This is a genomic window from Acinetobacter sp. V115_6, assembly GCF_031799025.1.
GTDB classification, from domain to species: domain Bacteria; phylum Pseudomonadota; class Gammaproteobacteria; order Pseudomonadales; family Moraxellaceae; genus Acinetobacter; species Acinetobacter pittii.
In genome coordinates this window covers 128,251-147,343 of the sequence record NZ_JAVQNO010000018.1, presented here as the reverse complement: position 1 = coordinate 147,343, position 19,093 = coordinate 128,251, and the positions used below count along the sequence as shown (strand labels likewise).

17 protein-coding genes are annotated in these 19,093 nt (G+C 36.5%); 11 read left to right on the top strand and 6 right to left on the bottom strand.

The features are described 5' to 3' along the window. Position 1 precedes the first annotated feature (1 nt). Positions 2-2,170, top strand: coding sequence for a phosphocholine-specific phospholipase C (locus tag RMA94_RS06600; RefSeq protein ID WP_311082298.1), 2,169 nt, complete (start codon positions 2-4; stop codon positions 2,168-2,170). 434 nt (positions 2,171-2,604) lie between these two features. Further along, positions 2,605-2,772 (top strand): hypothetical protein, encoded by a 168-nt coding sequence (locus RMA94_RS06595; RefSeq protein ID WP_000938939.1) that lies wholly within the window; start codon positions 2,605-2,607, stop codon positions 2,770-2,772. Here the strand turns inward: RMA94_RS06595 and nadC are convergent. After that, the gene (gene nadC / locus RMA94_RS06590) at positions 2,769-3,614 is read right to left on the bottom strand and encodes a carboxylating nicotinate-nucleotide diphosphorylase (RefSeq protein WP_005804819.1); all 846 of its coding nucleotides are present in this window, start codon (positions 3,612-3,614) and stop codon (positions 2,769-2,771) included. The genes RMA94_RS06595 and nadC overlap by 4 nt on opposite strands. A 171-nt stretch (positions 3,615-3,785) precedes the next feature. Here nadC and ampD point away from each other — a divergent pair, with 171 nt between their 5' ends. Then, positions 3,786-4,355 (top strand): 1,6-anhydro-N-acetylmuramyl-L-alanine amidase AmpD, encoded by a 570-nt coding sequence (ampD, locus tag RMA94_RS06585; protein WP_032005756.1) that lies wholly within the window; start codon positions 3,786-3,788, stop codon positions 4,353-4,355. Positions 4,356-4,427: 72 nt separating this feature from the next. Beyond that, a complete protein-coding gene (murJ, locus tag RMA94_RS06580; protein WP_311082297.1) occupies positions 4,428-5,978 on the top strand; it encodes a murein biosynthesis integral membrane protein MurJ in 1,551 nt (516 codons plus the stop codon). Between the two features lie 47 nt (positions 5,979-6,025). Here murJ and RMA94_RS06575 read toward each other — a convergent pair whose 3' ends face one another. The 5 genes from RMA94_RS06575 to RMA94_RS06555 all read right to left on the bottom strand — a co-directional run bounded on the left by RMA94_RS06575 (position 6,026) and on the right by RMA94_RS06555 (position 11,477). After that, positions 6,026-6,721, bottom strand: a complete 696-nt coding sequence (locus RMA94_RS06575; protein ID WP_016139674.1) for an FKBP-type peptidyl-prolyl cis-trans isomerase — start codon at positions 6,719-6,721, stop codon at positions 6,026-6,028. Between the two features lie 50 nt (positions 6,722-6,771). Continuing rightward, a complete protein-coding gene (locus RMA94_RS06570) occupies positions 6,772-7,497 on the bottom strand; it encodes an FKBP-type peptidyl-prolyl cis-trans isomerase (protein ID WP_311082296.1) in 726 nt (241 codons plus the stop codon). A 190-nt stretch (positions 7,498-7,687) separates the two neighbouring features. Next, on the bottom strand, positions 7,688-9,883 hold the full coding sequence (locus tag RMA94_RS06565) for a polysaccharide biosynthesis tyrosine autokinase (protein WP_130174160.1): 2,196 nt from the start codon (positions 9,881-9,883) through the stop codon (positions 7,688-7,690). Between the two features lie 21 nt (positions 9,884-9,904). After that, positions 9,905-10,333, bottom strand: coding sequence for a low molecular weight protein-tyrosine-phosphatase (locus RMA94_RS06560; protein ID WP_001176904.1), 429 nt, complete (start codon positions 10,331-10,333; stop codon positions 9,905-9,907). Between the two features lies 1 nt (position 10,334). Further along, a complete protein-coding gene (locus tag RMA94_RS06555) occupies positions 10,335-11,477 on the bottom strand; it encodes a polysaccharide biosynthesis/export family protein (protein WP_171457664.1) in 1,143 nt (380 codons plus the stop codon). A gap of 162 nt (positions 11,478-11,639) precedes the next feature. Between RMA94_RS06555 and tviB the strand changes: the two genes are divergently transcribed. From tviB to RMA94_RS06520, 7 genes are read left to right on the top strand one after another with little or no spacing between them, the layout of a single operon-like run. After that, positions 11,640-12,917 (top strand): Vi polysaccharide biosynthesis UDP-N-acetylglucosamine C-6 dehydrogenase TviB, encoded by a 1,278-nt coding sequence (tviB, locus tag RMA94_RS06550; protein ID WP_130174162.1) that lies wholly within the window; start codon positions 11,640-11,642, stop codon positions 12,915-12,917. A gap of 29 nt (positions 12,918-12,946) precedes the next feature. Continuing rightward, positions 12,947-14,005, top strand: a complete 1,059-nt coding sequence (gene rfbB / locus RMA94_RS06545; protein ID WP_311082295.1) for a dTDP-glucose 4,6-dehydratase — start codon at positions 12,947-12,949, stop codon at positions 14,003-14,005. Further along, on the top strand, positions 14,005-14,877 hold the full coding sequence (rfbA, locus tag RMA94_RS06540; protein ID WP_130174164.1) for a glucose-1-phosphate thymidylyltransferase RfbA: 873 nt from the start codon (positions 14,005-14,007) through the stop codon (positions 14,875-14,877). The genes rfbB and rfbA overlap by 1 nt, the downstream gene beginning before the upstream one ends. 1 nt (position 14,878) lies before the next feature. Next, positions 14,879-15,733, top strand: a complete 855-nt coding sequence (locus tag RMA94_RS06535) for a WxcM-like domain-containing protein (protein ID WP_130174165.1) — start codon at positions 14,879-14,881, stop codon at positions 15,731-15,733. Next, positions 15,733-16,848 (top strand): DegT/DnrJ/EryC1/StrS aminotransferase family protein, encoded by a 1,116-nt coding sequence (locus tag RMA94_RS06530; RefSeq protein WP_130174166.1) that lies wholly within the window; start codon positions 15,733-15,735, stop codon positions 16,846-16,848. Before RMA94_RS06535 ends, RMA94_RS06530 begins: the two co-directional genes overlap by 1 nt. Before the next feature lies 1 nt (position 16,849). Further along, on the top strand, positions 16,850-18,109 hold the full coding sequence (locus RMA94_RS06525) for an O-antigen translocase (RefSeq protein WP_100192175.1): 1,260 nt from the start codon (positions 16,850-16,852) through the stop codon (positions 18,107-18,109). Next, positions 18,106-18,993, top strand: a complete 888-nt coding sequence (locus RMA94_RS06520) for a glycosyltransferase (RefSeq protein WP_130174167.1) — start codon at positions 18,106-18,108, stop codon at positions 18,991-18,993. The genes RMA94_RS06525 and RMA94_RS06520 overlap by 4 nt, the downstream gene beginning before the upstream one ends. Positions 18,994-19,093 lie beyond the last annotated feature (100 nt).

Sequence of the window (19,093 nt, the reverse complement as noted above, 5' to 3'; positions counted from 1 at the left end):
AATGAATCGTCGCGAATTTCTTTTAAACTCTACAAAAACCATGTTTGGGACAGCTGCTTTAGCGAGTTTCCCGCTGAGTATTCAAAAAGCCTTAGCTATTGATGCCAAAGTTGAAAGTGGAACTATTCAAGATGTTAAACACATCGTGATTTTGACTCAGGAAAACCGTTCTTTCGATAATTATTTCGGAACATTAAAAGGTGTACGTGGTTTTGGTGATCGTTTTACGATTCCAATGACGGAAAGCCGAAAGGTTTGGGAACAATATGATGCGAATAAAAAGAAGGTATTGCCTTACCATTTAGATAGTCGTTTAGGAAATGCTCAGCGTGTTTCAGGTACACCTCACTCATGGTCTGATGGCCAAGCAGCTTGGGACAATGGCCGTATGAGTGATTGGGTCGCTTATAAAAAACCACAGTCGATGGGCTATTATAAAAAACAAGAAGTCGAATATCAGTTTGCTTTAGCGAATGCTTTTACCATTTGTGATGCTTACCACTGTGCTATGCATGCTGGAACCAACCCAAACCGTAAGTTTATTTGGACTGGAACTAATGGTCCTACAGGTGCAGGTGTTGCGAGTGTTGTAAATGAATTTGATGGGATTGGGGCATCAACAGAAGGTTATGAATGGACGACGTATCCTGAGCGCTTACAGCAGGCTGGCGTAACATGGAAAGTTTATCAAAATATGCCAGATAACTTTACCGATAACCCGTTAGCTGGTTTCAAACAGTATCGCCGTGCAAATGAGCAATCTGGTCAACCTGTTAGTAACGACACACTAACGTGTCCAGCATACGATGAAAAGATTGATGCGACTCAACCACTTTACAAAGGTATTGCCAATACCATGCCGGACGGTGGTTTTTTAGGAACTTTTAAAGCTGATATCGTACAAGGTAAATTACCGCAGGTGAGTTGGTTGGTCGCTCCTGCAACTTACAGTGAACATCCGGGGCCATCTAGTCCTGTACAAGGTGCCTGGTATATTCAAGAAGTATTAAATGCATTAACTGAAAACCCTGAGCTGTGGAGCCAAACTGTTTTATTGGTGAACTTCGATGAAAATGACGGTTTCTTTGACCATATTCCTTCACCAAGTGCACCTTCTAAAGATGTAAACGGTGTTGTATATGGAAAAACGACTTTAAACGATCAGCAAGTATCTTATGAGTACTTTAACCATCCAGCAGTAGCGACTTCAAAATCTCAACCTAAGCCAGATGGTCGAGTGTATGGACCAGGTGTACGCGTTCCAATGTATGTGATTTCGCCGTGGAGCCGTGGAGGATGGGTAAATTCTCAAGTCTTTGACCATACCTCTATTTTACAGTTCTTAGAAAAACGCTTTGGTGTGCAAGAACCTAACATTAGCCCATACCGCCGTGCTGTATGTGGTGATTTAACGACGGCATTTAACTTTAAAACACCGAATGTTCTGCCTGTTGCTGAACTAGATGGGAAGAAAACTAAAGCCGAAGCCGATGCGATTCGTGTTGCTCAAGCTTTATTGCCACAAGTTCCTGTTCCGAGCCAGCAGCAATTTCCTCAGCAGGAAATGGGAATTAGGCCATCACGTGCTTTGCCATATATTTTGCACACCAGTGCCAAAGTCGATGTCACTCAAAAAACGGTTAAGCTGATGTTCTCTAATACGGGTAAACAGGCAGCCGTTTTTCATGTCTATAACCGATTAGATCTTACGGCAATTCCACGTCGTTATATGGTTGAGGCGGGTAAACAGCTCGATGATGTATGGAATGCTACAAATGGGCAGTACGATTTGTGGGTGCTTGGACCAAATGGTTTCCATCGCGCGTTTAAAGGCGATTTGAGTCAAGCTAACCAGACTCAAGTATTACCGGAAATTAGAGTGTGTGTGGAAGAGTGTGATGCGAATTTGTATTTAAAAGTGCGTCATGATGGTAATAAGTCAGTCAAGCTCACAGTCAAAGCAAATGCTTATCTTCCAAACAAGACATGGACGATTGAAACCAATAGTTCTGAAAAAGAATTAGTTTGGGATATGTCTGAATTTGGTGGCTGGTATGACTTCACTGTGACTTTAGCTGATGATACTACTTTCAGTCGTCGTTTCGCAGGCCGTATAGAAACTCAAGAAGATTCAATTTCTGATCCATATATGGGTTATCTAGAGTCTTAGGTTGGTAAGTTATTTCTGTTAATGAAGGTATTGAAATTTATTCCTCATTAATTGGTGCTAAAAGTCATCTGCAACCTGTCTATAATCTATAAGGATCTTATTTTTGCAACAAAATAGGATAGAGGATGAAAGTGGGCAGGTTTTGCAGATGACAATGCCTTTGGTTACTTTGGGCAAAACCAAAGTAACAGAATGAGCTGTTGGCAAAAAATTCTAAGCGATAAGACTCTGTCGCGTAGGAAAAGAGATATCCATGTCACGATAGTAAATAAAGGGAGTTATGCTGTTGATATAAAATATTATGTGGGAATATGCTGTCGTATAGATGAATAATAAAAATAAAGACTTACCTTTTGTAACAGAATCTCCTAAGCCTGGTCATATTTATCTTTTACCTTGAAACCCTGAATTTTTTAAAGTAATGGGGAAAATTTATGCTACAAGGTTTTATTGTATTATTAGCAGTAGTGACATTTGTTCTAATGGCTGCCGATCCACGTGATAGTGGGGCACAAGCGACTCAGTCAGCGTGGCAAAAAACACAAGCGGCAGACATGACCAAGTCGCAAAAAAATACCAATAATGACGCAGATTTTATCTAAGCATTAAAACGCATAGATAAATCAACAGCTCTAACGTCTTTAGTTAGGACACCCATAGAAATATAGTCAACGCCAGTGGTGGCAACTTCACGCAAGTTTTCAATAGTGATATTGCCAGAGGCTTCGAGTTTACAGCGGCCCGCCACATGTTTTACGGCATCAATCATTTGCTGTTGACTGAAGTTATCGAGCATGACAATGTCAGCACCAGCTTCAAGCGCTTGATTTAGTTCATCCCAAGTTTCAACTTCGACTTCAACAGGTTTGCCCGGTGCGATTTGATGTGCTTTGGCAATTGCTTGAGCAATACCACCTGCTGCCATAATATGGTTTTCTTTAATTAAGAACGCATCAAATAAGCCAAGACGATGGTTTTGTCCGCCCCCGATAGCAACCGCATATTTTTGTGCAATACGTAAGCCTGGTAGAGTTTTACGTGTATCGAGAAGTTTTGTATTTAAACCTTCAAGATGTTGAACATATTCAGCAGTTTTTGTTGCAACAGCAGACAAAGTTTGAATAAAGTTTAAAGCAGGGCGCTCTACAGTCAGTAAGCTACGTGCAGAACCAGCAAGCTTTAAAAAGGCTTCGTTTGCAGCAACACGTTCACCTTCTTGTTTTAGCCAAGTCACCTGAACAGTATTGTCATAAGCTGAGATGAGCGCATTAACCCACGGTTGTCCAGCTAAGACCATATCTTCGCGGCTAATAATGGTTGCCGTGGCTTGCTCATCTTCAGGTGTGAGCATAGCGGTAATGTCACCGTCCCCAATATCTTCTTGTAATGCTTGTTGAATATTGATTTGAATTGATTGTTCAAGCAAAGACTGAGGTATGCTCATACGGTTTCCATTTTGTCGATGACCCTAAAACTTGCGATATATTAGCATCGTCGACCTGAAAAATAAGCTATTTTATGAGATTAATCGCGATAAACAATAGCATTTACTGCTTTGAAAAGCGCATAACTGTTTTAAACTAAAACAATTGGCAAGCAATTTATTGGCGTCTCAATGAAGCAAATCACACCGTATGAAGTTATAGATGGACAATTAAAAGGGGCGAGACAAATCCCTTCTCCAAATTTTAACCAGCGTCCGACTGGCACCGAAATTCAAATGATTGTGGTTCATAATATTAGTTTGCCGCCGTCTCAATTTGGAGGTGGCTATATTGAGCAGTTTTTTCAAAACAAGTTAGATTGGTCAGTTCATCCTTATTTTCAGACTATTGAAGGCATGCAAGTTTCTACACATCTGTTAATTTTACGAACAGGTGAAGTTCTACAGTTTGTTAACTTTAACGAGAGAGCATGGCATGCAGGGCGTTCAAGTTATTTAGCCAAAGTAGAATGCAACGATTATTCAATTGGTATAGAACTTGAAGGAAGTGATGATTTACCTTTTGAAGATGTACAATATGAAGTATTAACTGACGTTGTTACTGCTATTCGCCAAGCTTATCCAGAAATTAAAAACCATATTGCAGGGCATTCAGATGTTGCTCCTGGCCGAAAAACCGATCCAGGCCCTTATTTTAAATGGCAGCACTTTAGACAATTGTTAGCTCAGAAAAAAACTTGAGTTTGTTCATCATTTCACAACGAAAAGATTTTCTAGTTTCATTACAATAGCGTCTTTCGAATATAGCTGTAGGTGAGTGCGATGGCATTGTGGCGATCGACTTTTATTGTCAGTGCAATGACGATGTTGTCACGAGTGTTAGGATTAGTACGTGATGTCGTATTGCTCAACGTGTTTGGTGCAGGTAAAGATTTTGATACCTTCGTCGTCGCTTTTCGTATTCCTAACTTCTTTCGACGACTATTTGCCGAAGGCGCCTTTTCTCAGGCCTTTATCCCAGTCTTAACTGAATATAAAACAGGTCGAGCACACGCTGAAGTACAGATCTTAATTAGTCGGGTATTTGGCTGTTTGCTAACAGTTATGACCTTACTCACTTTTGTGGCTATGGTTTTAGCACCTGCAATCATCTATATGTACGCACCGGGCTTCCACAGTGATCCAGAAAAGTTCGATTTAGCCGTCAGCATGTTCCGTTTGACTATTCCATATCTAATGTTTATGTCGCTCACGGCTTTTGCTAGCAGCATCTTAAATAGTTATGGTTCGTTTGCCTCACCAGCTTTTTCACCAGTTTTGTTAAATGTAGCGATGATCGCAGGAGCGTGGTGGCTTACGCCGTATATGGCTGAGCCAATCAAAGCATTAGGCTGGTCAGTTGTTGCGGCTGGGGTATTACAGTTAGCGATACAAATTCCTGAATTGTGGCGTAAAAACCTACTGATTCCACCTAAAGTTGATTTTAAACATGAGGGTGTAGAGCGTATTTTAAAATTAATGCTTCCAGCATTATTTGGTGTATCGGTGACTCAGATTAACCTATTGCTAAATACGATTTGGGCATCTTTCATGCAAGATGGTTCAGTGTCTTGGCTCTACAGTGCTGAACGCATGACTGAGCTACCTTTAGGTTTAATTGGGGTTGCGATTGGTACAGTAATTTTGCCTTCGCTTTCTGCCCGTCATGCAGAGCAGGATCAAGCAAAGTTCCGCGGCATGATCGACTGGGCTGCAAAAGTCATTGTATTGGTAGGATTACCGGCAAGTATTGCTTTATTTATGCTTTCAACACCGATTATTCAAGCATTATTCCAGCGTGGTGAGTTTGATCTACGTGATACACAAATGACAGCTCTAGCATTGCAATGTATGAGTGCAGGTGTAATTTCTTTCATGCTGATTAAAGTATTTGCACCTGGTTTCTATGCACAACAAGACACAAAAACACCAGTGCGCGTAGGCTTAATGTCGGTCGCAGCTAATGCAATTTTAAACGTTGTATTTATTGGTTTCTTTAAGCTTATTGATTGGCATGCAGAACATATGGCACTTGCACTAGCATCTTCAGGTTCAGCGTTAGTAAATGCCGGTTTACTCTACTTCTATTTACACAAACGTAATATTTTCCGATTTGATTCGCATTGGAAAAAATTAGGGCTTCAATATGGTTTGGCGAACCTTGCCATGATTGCAGCACTTTGGTTTGCATTAAATTGGTATAACGGTGAGCTTTCACAGTGGTTGCGTATTGCCGAAGTAGTGGGATTGTGTGTTGTTGGCGTAGTTGCTTATCTGGTCGTTTTAATCATTACCGGTTTTCGTCCTAGAGACTTAAAACACTAAAATAAAAAAAGCGATCTTAAATGATCGCTTTTTTATATCTAATGAATTTATTTTGGTAAAACTTGTAGTAATTCAATATCAAAAATTAAAGTACTATTTGGACCAATCGTGTCACCAGCACCGACTTCACCATAAGCAAGATTGGCAGGAATAAAGAAACGTGTTTTTCCGCCTTCTTTCATGGTTTGTAGACCTTCTGTCCAACCTGCAATGACTTGGCTGAGCTGAAACTCAACTGGATGATTACGAGCAATAGAACTATCAAATACGGTTCCATCTAGTAAACGACCTTCATAATTCACTTTAACGCGAGAGGTAGCTTTCGGTTTTTGTCCATTGCCTTCTTTTAACACTTGGTATTGGAGACCAGATTTAGTCGTTATCACACCAGATTTTTTTGCATTGTCAGCAAGAAATGCCGCACCTGCTTGAGCGTTTAGTTGACCTGTTTTTTGAAATTCGACGAGTTGTTTGGCTTCTAATGTTTTCTTATAGTCATTAATCGCTTTCGCCATTTCTTCATCAGTTAAGCGTGCTGTTTTACTCTGAGCACCTTCTTGGAGACCTTGGTAAAAAATATCAAGATTCAGATCTGTTAGCGCATCCGTATTATTACGACCCATTAAATAGCCATAACTATAACTAAATTGTTCTTTTGCTGGACTTTTATTCGTTATAGGAGTTGCAGCAAAAACAGATAAACTCATGGTTGATGCTGCAATAATTAAACCGATTTTTTTCATGCCGTTTTCCAAAAAAAAAGGAGAGTACTGTTTTACTCTCCTGAATGTATTTATTTCACTGAAATGAGTTCTACATCAAAAATCAGCGTACTGTTTGCTGGAATGCCAGGAAGTTCCTGAGGACCATAAGCAAGATTAGATGGAATAAAGAACGTCGCTTTGCCGCCTTCTTTCATGAGCTGAAGCCCTTCAGTCCAACCTGGAATAACCTGATTGAGAGGAAACTCAACTGGTTCACCGCGCTTATAAGAACTATCAAATACTTGACCATTAATTAATCGGCCTTCGTAATGTACTTTAACCATAGATTGCGCAGTTGGTTGTTTACCTGTGCCTTCTTTAGTAATGATGTATTGCAAGCCAGATGCTGTAGTTTTTACACCAGCTTTTGTTTTATTTTCTGCTAGGAATTGAACATCTGCAGATTCAGACGCTGCTCCAGCAGCTTGCTCTGATTTATCTTGTTGTTGCATTTTTTGCTGCAATTCTTTTTCATAAGCAGCAACAGCAGCTTTTAACTCTTCTTGAGTATAAGCACTTGGTTGCTTATTACGAGCATCATGAATCCCCTTCACAAATGATTTTGTGTCTAGTTCAGGTGGAGTTTGCTGAGCAACTTCGTACCCAAGAATATAACTGATTTTTTCAATTGGAGAGGCATTTTTATTTGCTTTGCTTCCGACTTCTGTGGTCGGATGTTGGCTTGCATAATAAACTGGTACAAGTGCAGCACCGCCTAAAACTACAGCGACAGCAATGGGTAAGGCTTTACTCATAAAAGGTTCCAAAAATAATCATTTGAGTCTAAAAAGGCTGCTTTTGATCTTAGCATGCTTAAGCATAGAATGTTTAAGAAAAAAAACGAGTGGTTTTTTATATATTTTAGTTAGTTTTAATTTGGTGAAACTTAAAAAATCAAATAAAAAAACCGGATCAAATGATCCGGTTTTTTAAGAAAACTCTTAATTAATCTTCTTTTTGTGCTTTATATGCATAGGCATAGTTATAGCCATAACCACCGCCACTAGAGCGTTGAATATCGTTAAGGATAAAGCCATTCACTTTAACACCAGCTTGTTCAAAGCGGTTAACTGTTAACTCAAGCTCTTTCATATGAGACTTAGCATAACGAGCAACAATTAAGTTCACACCTGTGTACTGTGAAATAATAATACCATCAGTTACTGCAAGCACTGGTGGTGTATCAATAATGATATGGTCATATTGAGTTTGGAACTTCTCTAGTAAGTCTTTGAACTGGGTAGAGCTCAACATTTCTGAAGGGTTGGTTGGACTCTTACCACGGGTAATCACGTCGAGATTCGCAACTTGCGTTTTATGTAAAACTTGTGTCAAGTCAGCTTGGCCACTTAATAATTCAGAAAGACCAGGTTTTACGTCAACATTGAAGTATTTATGCATATAACCACGACGCATATCAGCATCAATCAATAATACGCGTTTATTTCCTTGTGCAAAAATAGTAGCCAAGTTAGTTGAAATAAAAGATTTACCAACTTCCGGAGACGGGCCAGCAATCATAATAATATTATTTTTTGCTGAGGTTAAAGCAAAGTGAATGGCAGTACGAATACTACGCAAACTTTCAATTGCAATATCATCACTACTTTTAACTGCTAAAATAGGAATACTCTTTTTCTTTTTCAAAATACTCATACGAGTCTCTTGAATAGGAGAACGAGGTACGGTCGCATAAACTGACAGATCTAATTCATTTTCAATTTGAGTTGAATCATTAACTCCGCTACGCATCATTTTGCGTAATAATGCAATTAATACACCGATAAAACCACCAACAAAAATAGAAAGTATTAGAACAATCAATTTTTTAGGTTTAATAGGTTTAACTGGTTCTACAGCAGTATCAATAATGCGAACATTACCAATTTCACCCGCATTAGCAATTTTGAGTTGCTGATATGAGTTGAGTAATGATGTATATAGCTCAGTATTGACCTTTACATCACGATATAGTTGTAAATATAAACGTTGCGTCTCAGGAAGTTGAGTTAAACGATTATTAAGATCAGCAATCTTTTTATTAATCTCTGTAATTTGTGCATCAATTTGCAAGATTAATGGATGATCATTAGTATATTTAGCAGAAAGCTCAGCTTGTTTCTGTTGTAACTCAATTTTAAGCTTTTCTAAATCAATATTTTGTTTAAGTAATAATTCAGATTCAGCATTAACATCTACCGTTTTATACTTTTCACGGAACTGGTTAAATTTGATCTCAGAATCTTCTAACTGTTTTCTAAGATCTGGTAACTGTTTTTCAAGGAAAGCTAAAGTCTGTTTTGTTTCTAACGACTTTCTCTCAATATTTTGTTCATGATAAACATTTAAAACATTATTAAGTACTTGTGTAATGTGCTCAGGATCTTGGCCTAGATAATTTAAACCAATAACACCGGTCACTTTACCTTTTTCAGCAACACTATAGATATCATTAAAATTTTTAACGGCTGTTGGTAGAGCGAGCTTAGTTAAAGTGTAGCTTTGTTCTTTCAGATTACCTTGAGCATTAAGTTGTACCTGCCAAAGCCCTCTATCTGTATTTAGTATATTTTTCTTGTTTAATTGACCATCAAATATAACTTGATCTTTGTACGTTAAAGTAAATTGATTTGCACCTTTGAACTCTAACTTTAAGGGTTTATCTAAATAATATTCAGGTACTTTAAGTTCTCGTATAATCAAATTATTATTTTGATTACTGTACAGTACAGATTCATGACGATACTCAAGTCTACTCTTATCTTGTGAAATTAACTTATCGATCAATCCTGATTGGTTATCTTTGACGTTAATATCAAGATTAAGGTTCTGGATGACTTGTCCTAAAACCATTCTAGAACGAAGAATCTCTATTTCTGGATCAGCTGGTGATTTTTGAGATAGACCTCCACTGACTTTAGAAAGGTCGCCAAGCAAAGCAGCAGAGGCAGCGCCTTTACTGTCCTCAACTTGTACCATTGCATCTACAGAATAAGTATCTGGCGTTATCCGTAAGTATAGCAAGGCACAAATTAAACTTAAGACCACGCAGCATGCTATGATTTTCCACTGTGCAATCAATGAAAAGAATAACTCTTTTAAATCGATGCTATCTTCGCTAGTTTTAGAGTTTTGGTTCATAAATTTACAACTAATATACAATTATAATTGAGTGCGCCAATCTTGCACATAGCTTTGAATGTTGCGGCAAGTCTGATCAAAAAAAGCTTGGTCATGTTGATAGGGGTCAGGTATATTTTGCCCTTGCCAATGGCCAAGCCTAAAAATTTTACCCTTAGCAAATGGCCAAGTTTGTTCAATATGCTTTTGCTGATTATTGCTCATGACCAGAATCAAATCATTTTGTTTGATCAATTCAGCGCTGAGCTGACGGGCCACGTGTGGTCTCATATCAATATTCAACTGATCCATACAATGAATCGCTTTATCATCTGCAGTATGACCTACTAAGGCTGAAATACCAGCAGATGAGATATTTAATGTAGGATGCTGGGTCTTTAAAAAGTACTCTGCCATTGGGCTACGGCAAATATTACCAACACAGACCACTAAGATGTTTTGTAACTGCATGCTAGTTTTTACCCAATTGATCAAAGGTATAAAGTGCACTTGAGAACGGTACAATCTGGTTCATGATACGCTGCCAGCGTGTTAAACCAGTTGCATCGATATAAACAATATCATTTTTTTGCATTTGAAATTGATTAGATAATGCAAGGTTACCAATACTACTCAAATTGAGCTGATAAATTGTTGATTTTCTTGTGTGTAAATCGGTACGCATCACATAAATACGCGCAGCACTTGCAGAGTATGGGTTAACACCTTCACTTTCACCTAATACATCACTTAGTGTCATACCCTGATCTCTTAATGGAATAGCTGAGCTTCTATTGGACTCACCCATAACATAGAGTTTTTGATTTTGTTTGGTATTTACATAGATCGTATCATTGGGTTGAACCAATAATTTGTGAAGTGAATAGCCTTGTTTCTCAAGTGCAACAACATTTAAGTTATAAACTTCACCATTACGAATAAGCTGAATATCAGTATTGTCACCAGATTCTTGATTTACACCACCTGCCATACTGAGGGCTGTATAAATACTGATAGGTTGATCATCTAAGGTATATTGACCACTTTTCATAACCTGACCGTTAACAAAATAACGTTTGGCTTGATAAGATAAAACTCGAACTACAACATCAGGTGTTTTTAAATATTTAGCAAATTGATTACGTAAATATTTATTGGTCTCAGCAAGTGTTTTCCCGGCAATATGAACTTGGCCTACGAGTGGCAATTGAACATTTCCAGCAGAGTCAATTGGATAACCAAATGCTTTAATATCACTTGAAGCCCCTTGAATAGGGGGAGTAATTTCAGGATATGCCCAAAGTTGAATAGATAAGACATCTCCAGGACTTAAGCGATATTGGTAAAAGGGAGTATTAAATAGAGCACTTACATTTCCCTGTGGACTCAAAGACTCAGAACTAATCTTTGGAATATTGTTTTGGGTAAGTTGGACAACAGAAACTTCTGCTCCTTGAGCTGTTTTAAAGCTCCCTTGTTCGGGTAAGTCGTAAGTTTGTAAGCCTGAGGTGACTGCACATCCTGTAAACGAAAGTGAAATGGCTAAAAATAATAATGTGCTCTGATGCTTCACATTCAAACCCTTTATTGTTTGTAATCCAATGATACTTTGCATGAAGATATTGGATTGTAGTCTATAATTAACCCAAATCATACTTTATTTGCTAAGCGCAGATTGTATATTTCAAGAAATTTTTGTTTAAAGTCTGCTATATTATCGTAGTAGGTCGTATCCATGATGTTTGTCCATTTAGATCTAAATGGCTAGGTTTTATATATGTTTCAACTCGAACAATTAAAAATATCAATTATCGGCTTAGGGTATGTTGGGCTGCCTTTAGCGGCTGAATTTGGTAAACATAAACCTACGATAGGCTTTGATATAAACCCGCAACGGATACGAGAGTTACAAAGTGGCTATGACCATACATTAGAAGTCACATCAGATGAGCTAAAACAAGTAGAACATCTCTCATACACTGCAGATATCAATGATTTAAAAAATTCAAATTTTTTTATAGTTACTGTACCTACACCAATCGATGATTTTAAACAGCCAGATCTGACCCCGCTAATAAAAGCATCCCAAAGCATTGCTAAAGTTCTAAAAAAAGGCGATATCGTTGTTTATGAGTCAACGGTTTATCCTGGTGCGACAGAAGAGGTTTGTATACCTGAATTAGAAAAACATTCGGGTTTAAATTTTAATAAAGATTTCTTTGTTGGTTATAGTCCAGAACGTATTAATCCTGGTGATAAACAACGACGTGTCACTAATATTTTAAAAATTACCTCAGGTTCGACTCCAGAGGTCACTGACTATGTTGATCAAGTATATAATTTAATTATTGAGGCGGGTACACATAAGGCCCCGAGTATCAAAGTCGCTGAGGCTGCTAAAGTCATTGAAAATACACAAAGAGATGTGAATATCGCTTTAATCAATGAGTTGGCTCTGATTTTTAATAAAATGGGTATCGATACAGAAGATGTACTCAAGGCAGCAGGTACAAAATGGAATTTTTTAAACTTTAGACCTGGTTTAGTTGGTGGTCATTGTATTGGTGTTGACCCGTATTATTTAACGCATAAAGCAGAGTCAATTGGTTTACATCCAGAAATTATTTTGGCAGCTCGTCGTTTAAATGATCGTATGGGTGAATATGTTGCAACCCAATTGATCAAAGAAATGGTAAAGCAGCGCATACAAGTGGTAGGTGCTCGTATACTAATTTTAGGTTTGAGCTTTAAAGAAAACTGCCCTGATATTCGGAACACCAAAATTGTAGATATGGTGAAAGCACTAAAGGAATACGATTTAGATCTTGATATTTACGATCCTTGGGTGGATAGTGCCGAAGTTGAAGGCGAGTATGGCTTAGCTCCGGTTACGGAATTAAAGCAAGATCATTATGATGCAATAGTTATTGCTGTCGCTCATGATCAGTTTAAAGCAATGTCGAGTCAGGAACTCATTGCACTAGGCAAAGAGAAACATGTTTTATATGACTTAAAATATGTTTTAGATAAAGAACAAAGTGATATTCGACTGTAAAAATTACTAGTTATTAGCATAGGAATTTTATGAAAATTTTAGTCACTGGTGGTGCAGGTTTTATTGGTTCTGCTGTCATTAGAAATATTATAAAAAATACTCAAGATGAAGTATTAAATATAGATAAATTAACATATGCAGGCAATTTAGAATCATTGTCTGAAATTGATATGGATCCACGATATCAATTTGCACAAGTTGATATTTGTGATAGTGAGCGTTTAACAGAAATTTTTAAAATTTTCCAACCAGATGCTGTGATGCATCTAGCAGCCGAGTCACATGTTGATCGCTCTATTGATGGTCCCGCTGAGTTTATTACAACAAATATTGTGGGCACTTATACATTATTAGAGGTTGCACGTAAGTACTGGCTACAATTAAATGAAGAAAAGAAAGCTTATTTTAAATTTCATCATATTTCAACAGATGAGGTTTATGGTGATTTAGAAGGTACAACAGATCTATTCACTGAAACGACATCTTATGAGCCAAGTTCGCCGTATTCAGCAAGTAAAGCAAGTTCTGATCATTTAGTTCGTGCTTGGCATAGAACATATGGTTTACCAACGGTAGTAACGAATTGTTCAAACAATTACGGTCCATACCACTTTCCAGAAAAGCTCATTCCATTGGTGATCTTAAATGCGCTGGATGGTAAGGCTTTACCGATTTATGGTAAAGGTGATCAGATCCGTGATTGGTTGTATGTCGAAGATCATGCCAAAGCTTTATATAAAGTTGTGACTGAAGGTAAAGTTGGAGAAACCTATAATATCGGTGGTCATAATGAAAAACAAAATATAGAAGTTGTGAAAACAATTTGTAAAATTTTAGATGAATTAAAACCACAAAATAATCATCAACCTTATGAGACATTAATCTCTTTCGTAAAAGATCGTCCAGGACATGATTTACGTTATGCAATTGATGCCTCTAAAATTGCAAAAGATTTAGGCTGGAAGCCTGAGGAAACATTTGAAACAGGTATTAGAAAGACTGTTGAGTGGTATTTAAATAATTTAGAGTGGTGCCGCCGAGTACAAGATGGCAGTTACCAAAGAGAAAGATTAGGTGTAAGTGCATAATGAGTACAAAAGGTATAATTTTAGCAGGTGGTTCTGGGACACGTTTGTATCCGATCACAAAAGGCGTTTCAAAACAACTGTTACCAATTTACGATAAGCCAATGGTTTATTATCCATTGTCTGTTTTGATGTTGGCTGGTATTCGTGAAGTTCTTATTATCAGTACGCCAGACGATATAGATGGCTTTAAGCGATTATTGGGTGATGGCTCACAATTCGGTGTTGAATTAAGTTATGCCGTTCAACCAAGTCCGGATGGTTTAGCTCAAGCATTTATTATTGGCGAAGAGTTTATTGGCGAAAGTAATGTCTGTTTAGTACTTGGTGACAACATTTTCTATGGTCAAGGTTTTACGCCAATGCTACGCCAAGCTGTGGCCCGTCAAAAGGGTGCAACCGTATTTGGTTATCAAGTCAAAGATCCTGAACGTTTTGGTGTTGTTGAGTTTGATGAGGAAAAACGAGCAGTTTCATTAGAAGAAAAACCAAAACATCCAAAATCGAATTTTGCGGTTACGGGTCTTTATTTTTATGATAATGATGTAGTGAAAATTGCAAAACAAGTAAAACCATCAGATCGTGGTGAACTTGAAATTACGACAGTGAACCAGATGTATCTAGACCGTGGTGATCTCAATGTTGAGTTGCTTGGACGTGGTTTTGCCTGGTTAGATACAGGAACACATGCAAGCTTACTTGAAGCAGCACAGTTTGTTGAAACTATTGAAAAACGTCAAGGTTATAAAGTGGCTTGTCTTGAAGAAATTGCACTTCATAATGGTTGGTTGACGAAAGCTCAAGTGTTAGAAATCGGCCAAAGCATGAGTAAGAATGATTATGGTCAATATTTGATTTCTTTGGTAACCGAATAACATGAGCCTTGTAAAATTAATTGACTTGCCGAGTTTTGGTGATGAACGAGGTGGTTTAGTTGCGATTGAATCTAATCAGTCAATTCCTTTTGATGTGAAACGTTTGTATTACATCTTTAATACGTCACAAAAACCGCGTGGCTTTCATGCTCATATTGATTTAAAACAAGTTGCAATATGTTTGAAAGGTAGCTGTAGATTTATTCTGGATAATGGTTCTACTAAAGAAGAAGTTGTTTTAGATAACCCGACCCAAGGTTTGGTTATTGAAGGATTGATCTGGCGTGAAATGCATGATTTTTCAGAAGATTGTGTATTACTAGTTTTAGCAAGTGAACACTTTACAGAGCAAGATTATATTCGAAATTACGATGAGTTTCTGCGTATAGTAAATCAGCCTTATATTCATCCATTATCCGATGTTAAATCTAAAAATATTGGTCAAAAAACAAAAGTTTGGCAATATAGTGTGATTTTCCCACAAGCGGTTATTGGAGAAAATTGTAATATTTGTGCGCACACTATGATTGAAAATGATGTGCAAATTGGTAATAACGTCACAATTAAATCAGGTGTATATGTATGGGATGGGATTACATTAGAAGATAACGTTTTTGTTGGTCCTAGCGTTACTTTTACAAATGATAAGACTCCCCGTTCAAAGCAATATCCCGATAAGTTTCTAAAAACTATAGTTGAACAAGGTGCAAGTATTGGCGGTAATGCTACCATTTTACCAGGCATAAGAATTGGTCGAAATGCATTGGTTGGTGCAGGCGCAGTAGTAACTAAAGATGTTCCGGAAAATGCAATTGTAGTAGGAAATCCTGCAATTATTAAAGGCTATGTGAAATAATGATTCCTTTCTTAGATTTAAAAAGTATAAATAGTCAATATCGTGCAGAACTCATTGAGGCTTGTACTCGTGTCATAGACTCTGGCTGGTACATAGGCGGAAATGAGCTAGCTCAATTTGAACAAAACTTTGCGGAATATTGTGGAGTAAAATTTGCAATTGGAGTTGCAAATGGTTTAGATGCCTTGATTCTTACGCTTCGAGCATGGAAAGAGTTGGGGAAACTAAATGATGGTGATGAAGTAATCGTCCCATCAAATACATACATTGCAAGTATTTTAGCAATCACTGCAAATAACCTAACTCCAGTTTTAGTTGAACCGGATATTAATACTTATAATATCGATCCAAGCAAGATTGAGGCTGCAATTACTCCAAAAACGAAAGTAATCTTACCTGTTCATTTATATGGGCAATTAGCAGAAATGCCTGCAATCATGGCAATTGCTAATAAATATAATCTACTTGTTTTAGAAGATTCAGCTCAATCACATAGTGCTGAAATTAATGGAATAAAAGCTGGAAACTGGGGAGATGCTTCTGGTTTTAGTTTTTATCCTGGTAAAAATTTAGGTGCATTAGGGGATGCTGGTGCTGTAACCACTAATAATGAAGAACTTGCACAAATGTTACGTGCTCTTCGTAATTATGGTTCTCATGAAAAATATAAAAATTTAGTACCTGGCGTAAATAGTCGTCTTGATGAAATTCAAGCTGCCATGCTAGATATTAAATTAAAATATTTAGATCAAGAAATAGCCCATCGCCGTAAAATTGCGCAATTATATTTGCAGCATATAGTTAATCCTTTAATCCAATTACCCTTAGCTCAGAAAAATGCTGAAGAGTATCAGCAACACGTTTGGCATTTATTTGTGATTCGTACTGAGCATCGCGAGGCTTTACAAAAGTACTTGGCTGAACAAGGTGTACAAACTTTAATTCATTATCCTATCCCACCTCATAAGCAACAGGCTTATAAAGAATGGAATGACTTAAGTTATCCTGTATCTGAACAAATTCATGCTGAAGTGATGAGTTTACCTATTGGTCCTACACTAAGCGTGGAAGAGGCTGAGAAAGTAATTCAGATTTGTAATAATTTTAAAGTCTAAAATGAATTTACTAAAAACAAGTGTACTAAATGGCGTGGCTGTTTTAATTAAAACGGCCACGATGTTTATTTTAAATAAGATTTTAGCTATTTATGTCGGTCCAGCTGGTTATGCGGCTATTGGGCAGTTCCAAAATTTTATACAAATGGTGACAACCTTCGCCGGTAGTGCAATTAATACTGCAGTTATTAAATATACGGCTGAGTATTATGAAGATGAAACCAAACAACGAAATATATGGAAAACAGCGGGAAGTATTGTCTTACTTTTTAGCTTAATTTTTTCATTAATTATTCTAATTTTTCAAAAACAACTTTCAATTTATATTTTTCATACTGATCTTTATCAAACGGTTTTTGTTTGGTTTGCCGTATTCCTAACATTATTTACCTTTAATGCACTTTTTTTAGCCATTTTAAATGGAAAAAAAGAAGTTTTAAGATTAGTTATTGCAAATATTGTAGGCAGTATTTTTTCTTTAGCTGTTACCAGTCTTCTAGCGATAAAATATGGTTTATATGGTGCTTTAGTTGCTCTTTCAATTTATCAGTCTTTAGCGTTCTTAATAACTTTATTTTTATGTTACAAAGCTGATTGGTTTAAATTGTCTTATCTATTTGGGAAAATAGATAAAACTATTGCTAAAAAATTTATAGCTTTTGCTTTTATGGCTTTGGTTAGTGCTATCTGTGTTCCACTTTCTCAGATAGTTATTCGAAGCTACCTAACACACGAGTATGGGGTAACATACGCTGGTTACTGGGAAGCGATGATACGTCTCAGTGCAGCATATTTAATGTTAGTGACCACAACATTGGGCGTATATTATTTACCTAGACTTTCAGAATTATCAAGACTTGAGGAAATCAAGTCAGAAGTTTACTTGGGATATAAATATATATTTCCTTTGGCTGCTATAGGTAGTCTAGCTGTATATTTTCTTAGAGACTGGATTATAGCTATTCTATTTACTAAAACATTTTTACCTATGCGTGATCTGTTTTTTTGGCAGATGATAGGTGACTCCTTAAAAATTGGTAGCTGGATACTTGCATATTTAATGTTAAGTAAGGCTATGACCAAATTATTTGTGACAACTGAAATTTTATTTGCAGTAACTTCAATATTGCTAACTTATCTATGTACTCATATGTTCGGATTTAAAGGAGTTTCTATAGCTCACTTAATTAATTATGGCGTATATTGGATAGTTATGAGTATTTGTGTTTTTAAAAGTCTAAAAGAAAAGGATACAGTATGAATGGTGAAAATCAACCTTTAGTTTCTGTTGTTATACCTTGTTATAGCCATGGGAATTTTGTTCAGGACTGTATTCAGAGTGTAATAAGTCAAACTTATCAGAATATTGAATTAATTATTATTGATGATGGTTCAAAAGATAATTCTATTTCAAAAATAGAAGAAATGATTGAAAAATGTGAAAAACGATTTGTTCGTTTTGAATTTAGGCATAGGGCAAATAAAGGTTTGAGTGCAACGCTAAATGAAGCCTTAGAGTGGTGTCAAGGTGAGTATTATTCAGCGATTGCTTCAGATGATATTTTATTAGAAGATAAAATAGAAAATCAAATTCAATTATTTGGAGATAATAATAAAGAAAATATTATAGCTGTTTTAGGAAATGTATATTTTATTGATGAAAAAAATGAAATATTAGCAAGCTCGGAAATTAAAAAAAATACAATTTATAATTTTGATCAAATTTTTATGCATCAACACTTATTATATGCACCCACTCAATTGATTAAGACTAAAGTGATAAAAGAGGTTGGTGGTTATAAACCGGGAATGCTAATAGAAGATTGGTATATGTGGTTAAAGTTGTCAAAAATTGGAAATATATTGGTTGTACCAAACTTATTTGTAAAATATCGACAACATGATAGCAATACAGTAAAGCAATTAGAAAAAATGCATAAAGGTAGATTGGAGGTTTTATCTTATTTTAAAGAGGAAAAGTTGTATCAAGACGCCTTATTTAAAGTGCATTGGATAAATAGTATGGAGAATTTAAGATTTAGCTCTAAAAATAAATTTTTAGTTATTATGAGTTTATTTTTCCAGTCTCCAATCCGGTTTTTAAAATTATTTGTAAAAAAAGTTATAGAGAAAAATGGGAAATAATTTATTTTTAAATATATATTATTTTTTAAAAAGTATAGTAGGAGTTAATACTTTACTTTTTAAAAAATTTGGTAATTTAATGTTGACTCTGATTATTAAT

Bases quoted from the DNA above. Each gene is read 5' to 3' on its own strand.
- RMA94_RS06565 (WP_130174160.1), bottom strand. From the start codon at position 9,883: ATGAACCAAAACTCTAAAACTAGCGAAGATAGCATCGATTTAAAAGAG.
- RMA94_RS06525 (WP_100192175.1), top strand. From the start codon at position 16,850: ATGAATTTACTAAAAACAAGTGTACTAAATGGCGTGGCTGTTTTAATT.
- ampD (WP_032005756.1), top strand. From the start codon at position 3,786: ATGAAGCAAATCACACCGTATGAAGTTATAGATGGACAATTAAAAGGG.
- RMA94_RS06595 (WP_000938939.1), top strand. From the start codon at position 2,605: ATGCTACAAGGTTTTATTGTATTATTAGCAGTAGTGACATTTGTTCTA.
- rfbA (WP_130174164.1), top strand. From the start codon at position 14,005: ATGAGTACAAAAGGTATAATTTTAGCAGGTGGTTCTGGGACACGTTTG.
- RMA94_RS06570 (WP_311082296.1), bottom strand. From the start codon at position 7,497: ATGAGTAAAGCCTTACCCATTGCTGTCGCTGTAGTTTTAGGCGGTGCT.
- RMA94_RS06555 (WP_171457664.1), bottom strand. From the start codon at position 11,477: ATGCAAAGTATCATTGGATTACAAACAATAAAGGGTTTGAATGTGAAG.
- RMA94_RS06560 (WP_001176904.1), bottom strand. From the start codon at position 10,333: ATGCAGTTACAAAACATCTTAGTGGTCTGTGTTGGTAATATTTGCCGT.
- RMA94_RS06575 (WP_016139674.1), bottom strand. From the start codon at position 6,721: ATGAAAAAAATCGGTTTAATTATTGCAGCATCAACCATGAGTTTATCT.
- nadC (WP_005804819.1), bottom strand. From the start codon at position 3,614: ATGAGCATACCTCAGTCTTTGCTTGAACAATCAATTCAAATCAATATT.
- RMA94_RS06520 (WP_130174167.1), top strand. From the start codon at position 18,106: ATGAATGGTGAAAATCAACCTTTAGTTTCTGTTGTTATACCTTGTTAT.
- tviB (WP_130174162.1), top strand. From the start codon at position 11,640: ATGTTTCAACTCGAACAATTAAAAATATCAATTATCGGCTTAGGGTAT.
- rfbB (WP_311082295.1), top strand. From the start codon at position 12,947: ATGAAAATTTTAGTCACTGGTGGTGCAGGTTTTATTGGTTCTGCTGTC.
- RMA94_RS06600 (WP_311082298.1), top strand. From the start codon at position 2: ATGAATCGTCGCGAATTTCTTTTAAACTCTACAAAAACCATGTTTGGG.
- RMA94_RS06530 (WP_130174166.1), top strand. From the start codon at position 15,733: ATGATTCCTTTCTTAGATTTAAAAAGTATAAATAGTCAATATCGTGCA.
- RMA94_RS06535 (WP_130174165.1), top strand. From the start codon at position 14,879: ATGAGCCTTGTAAAATTAATTGACTTGCCGAGTTTTGGTGATGAACGA.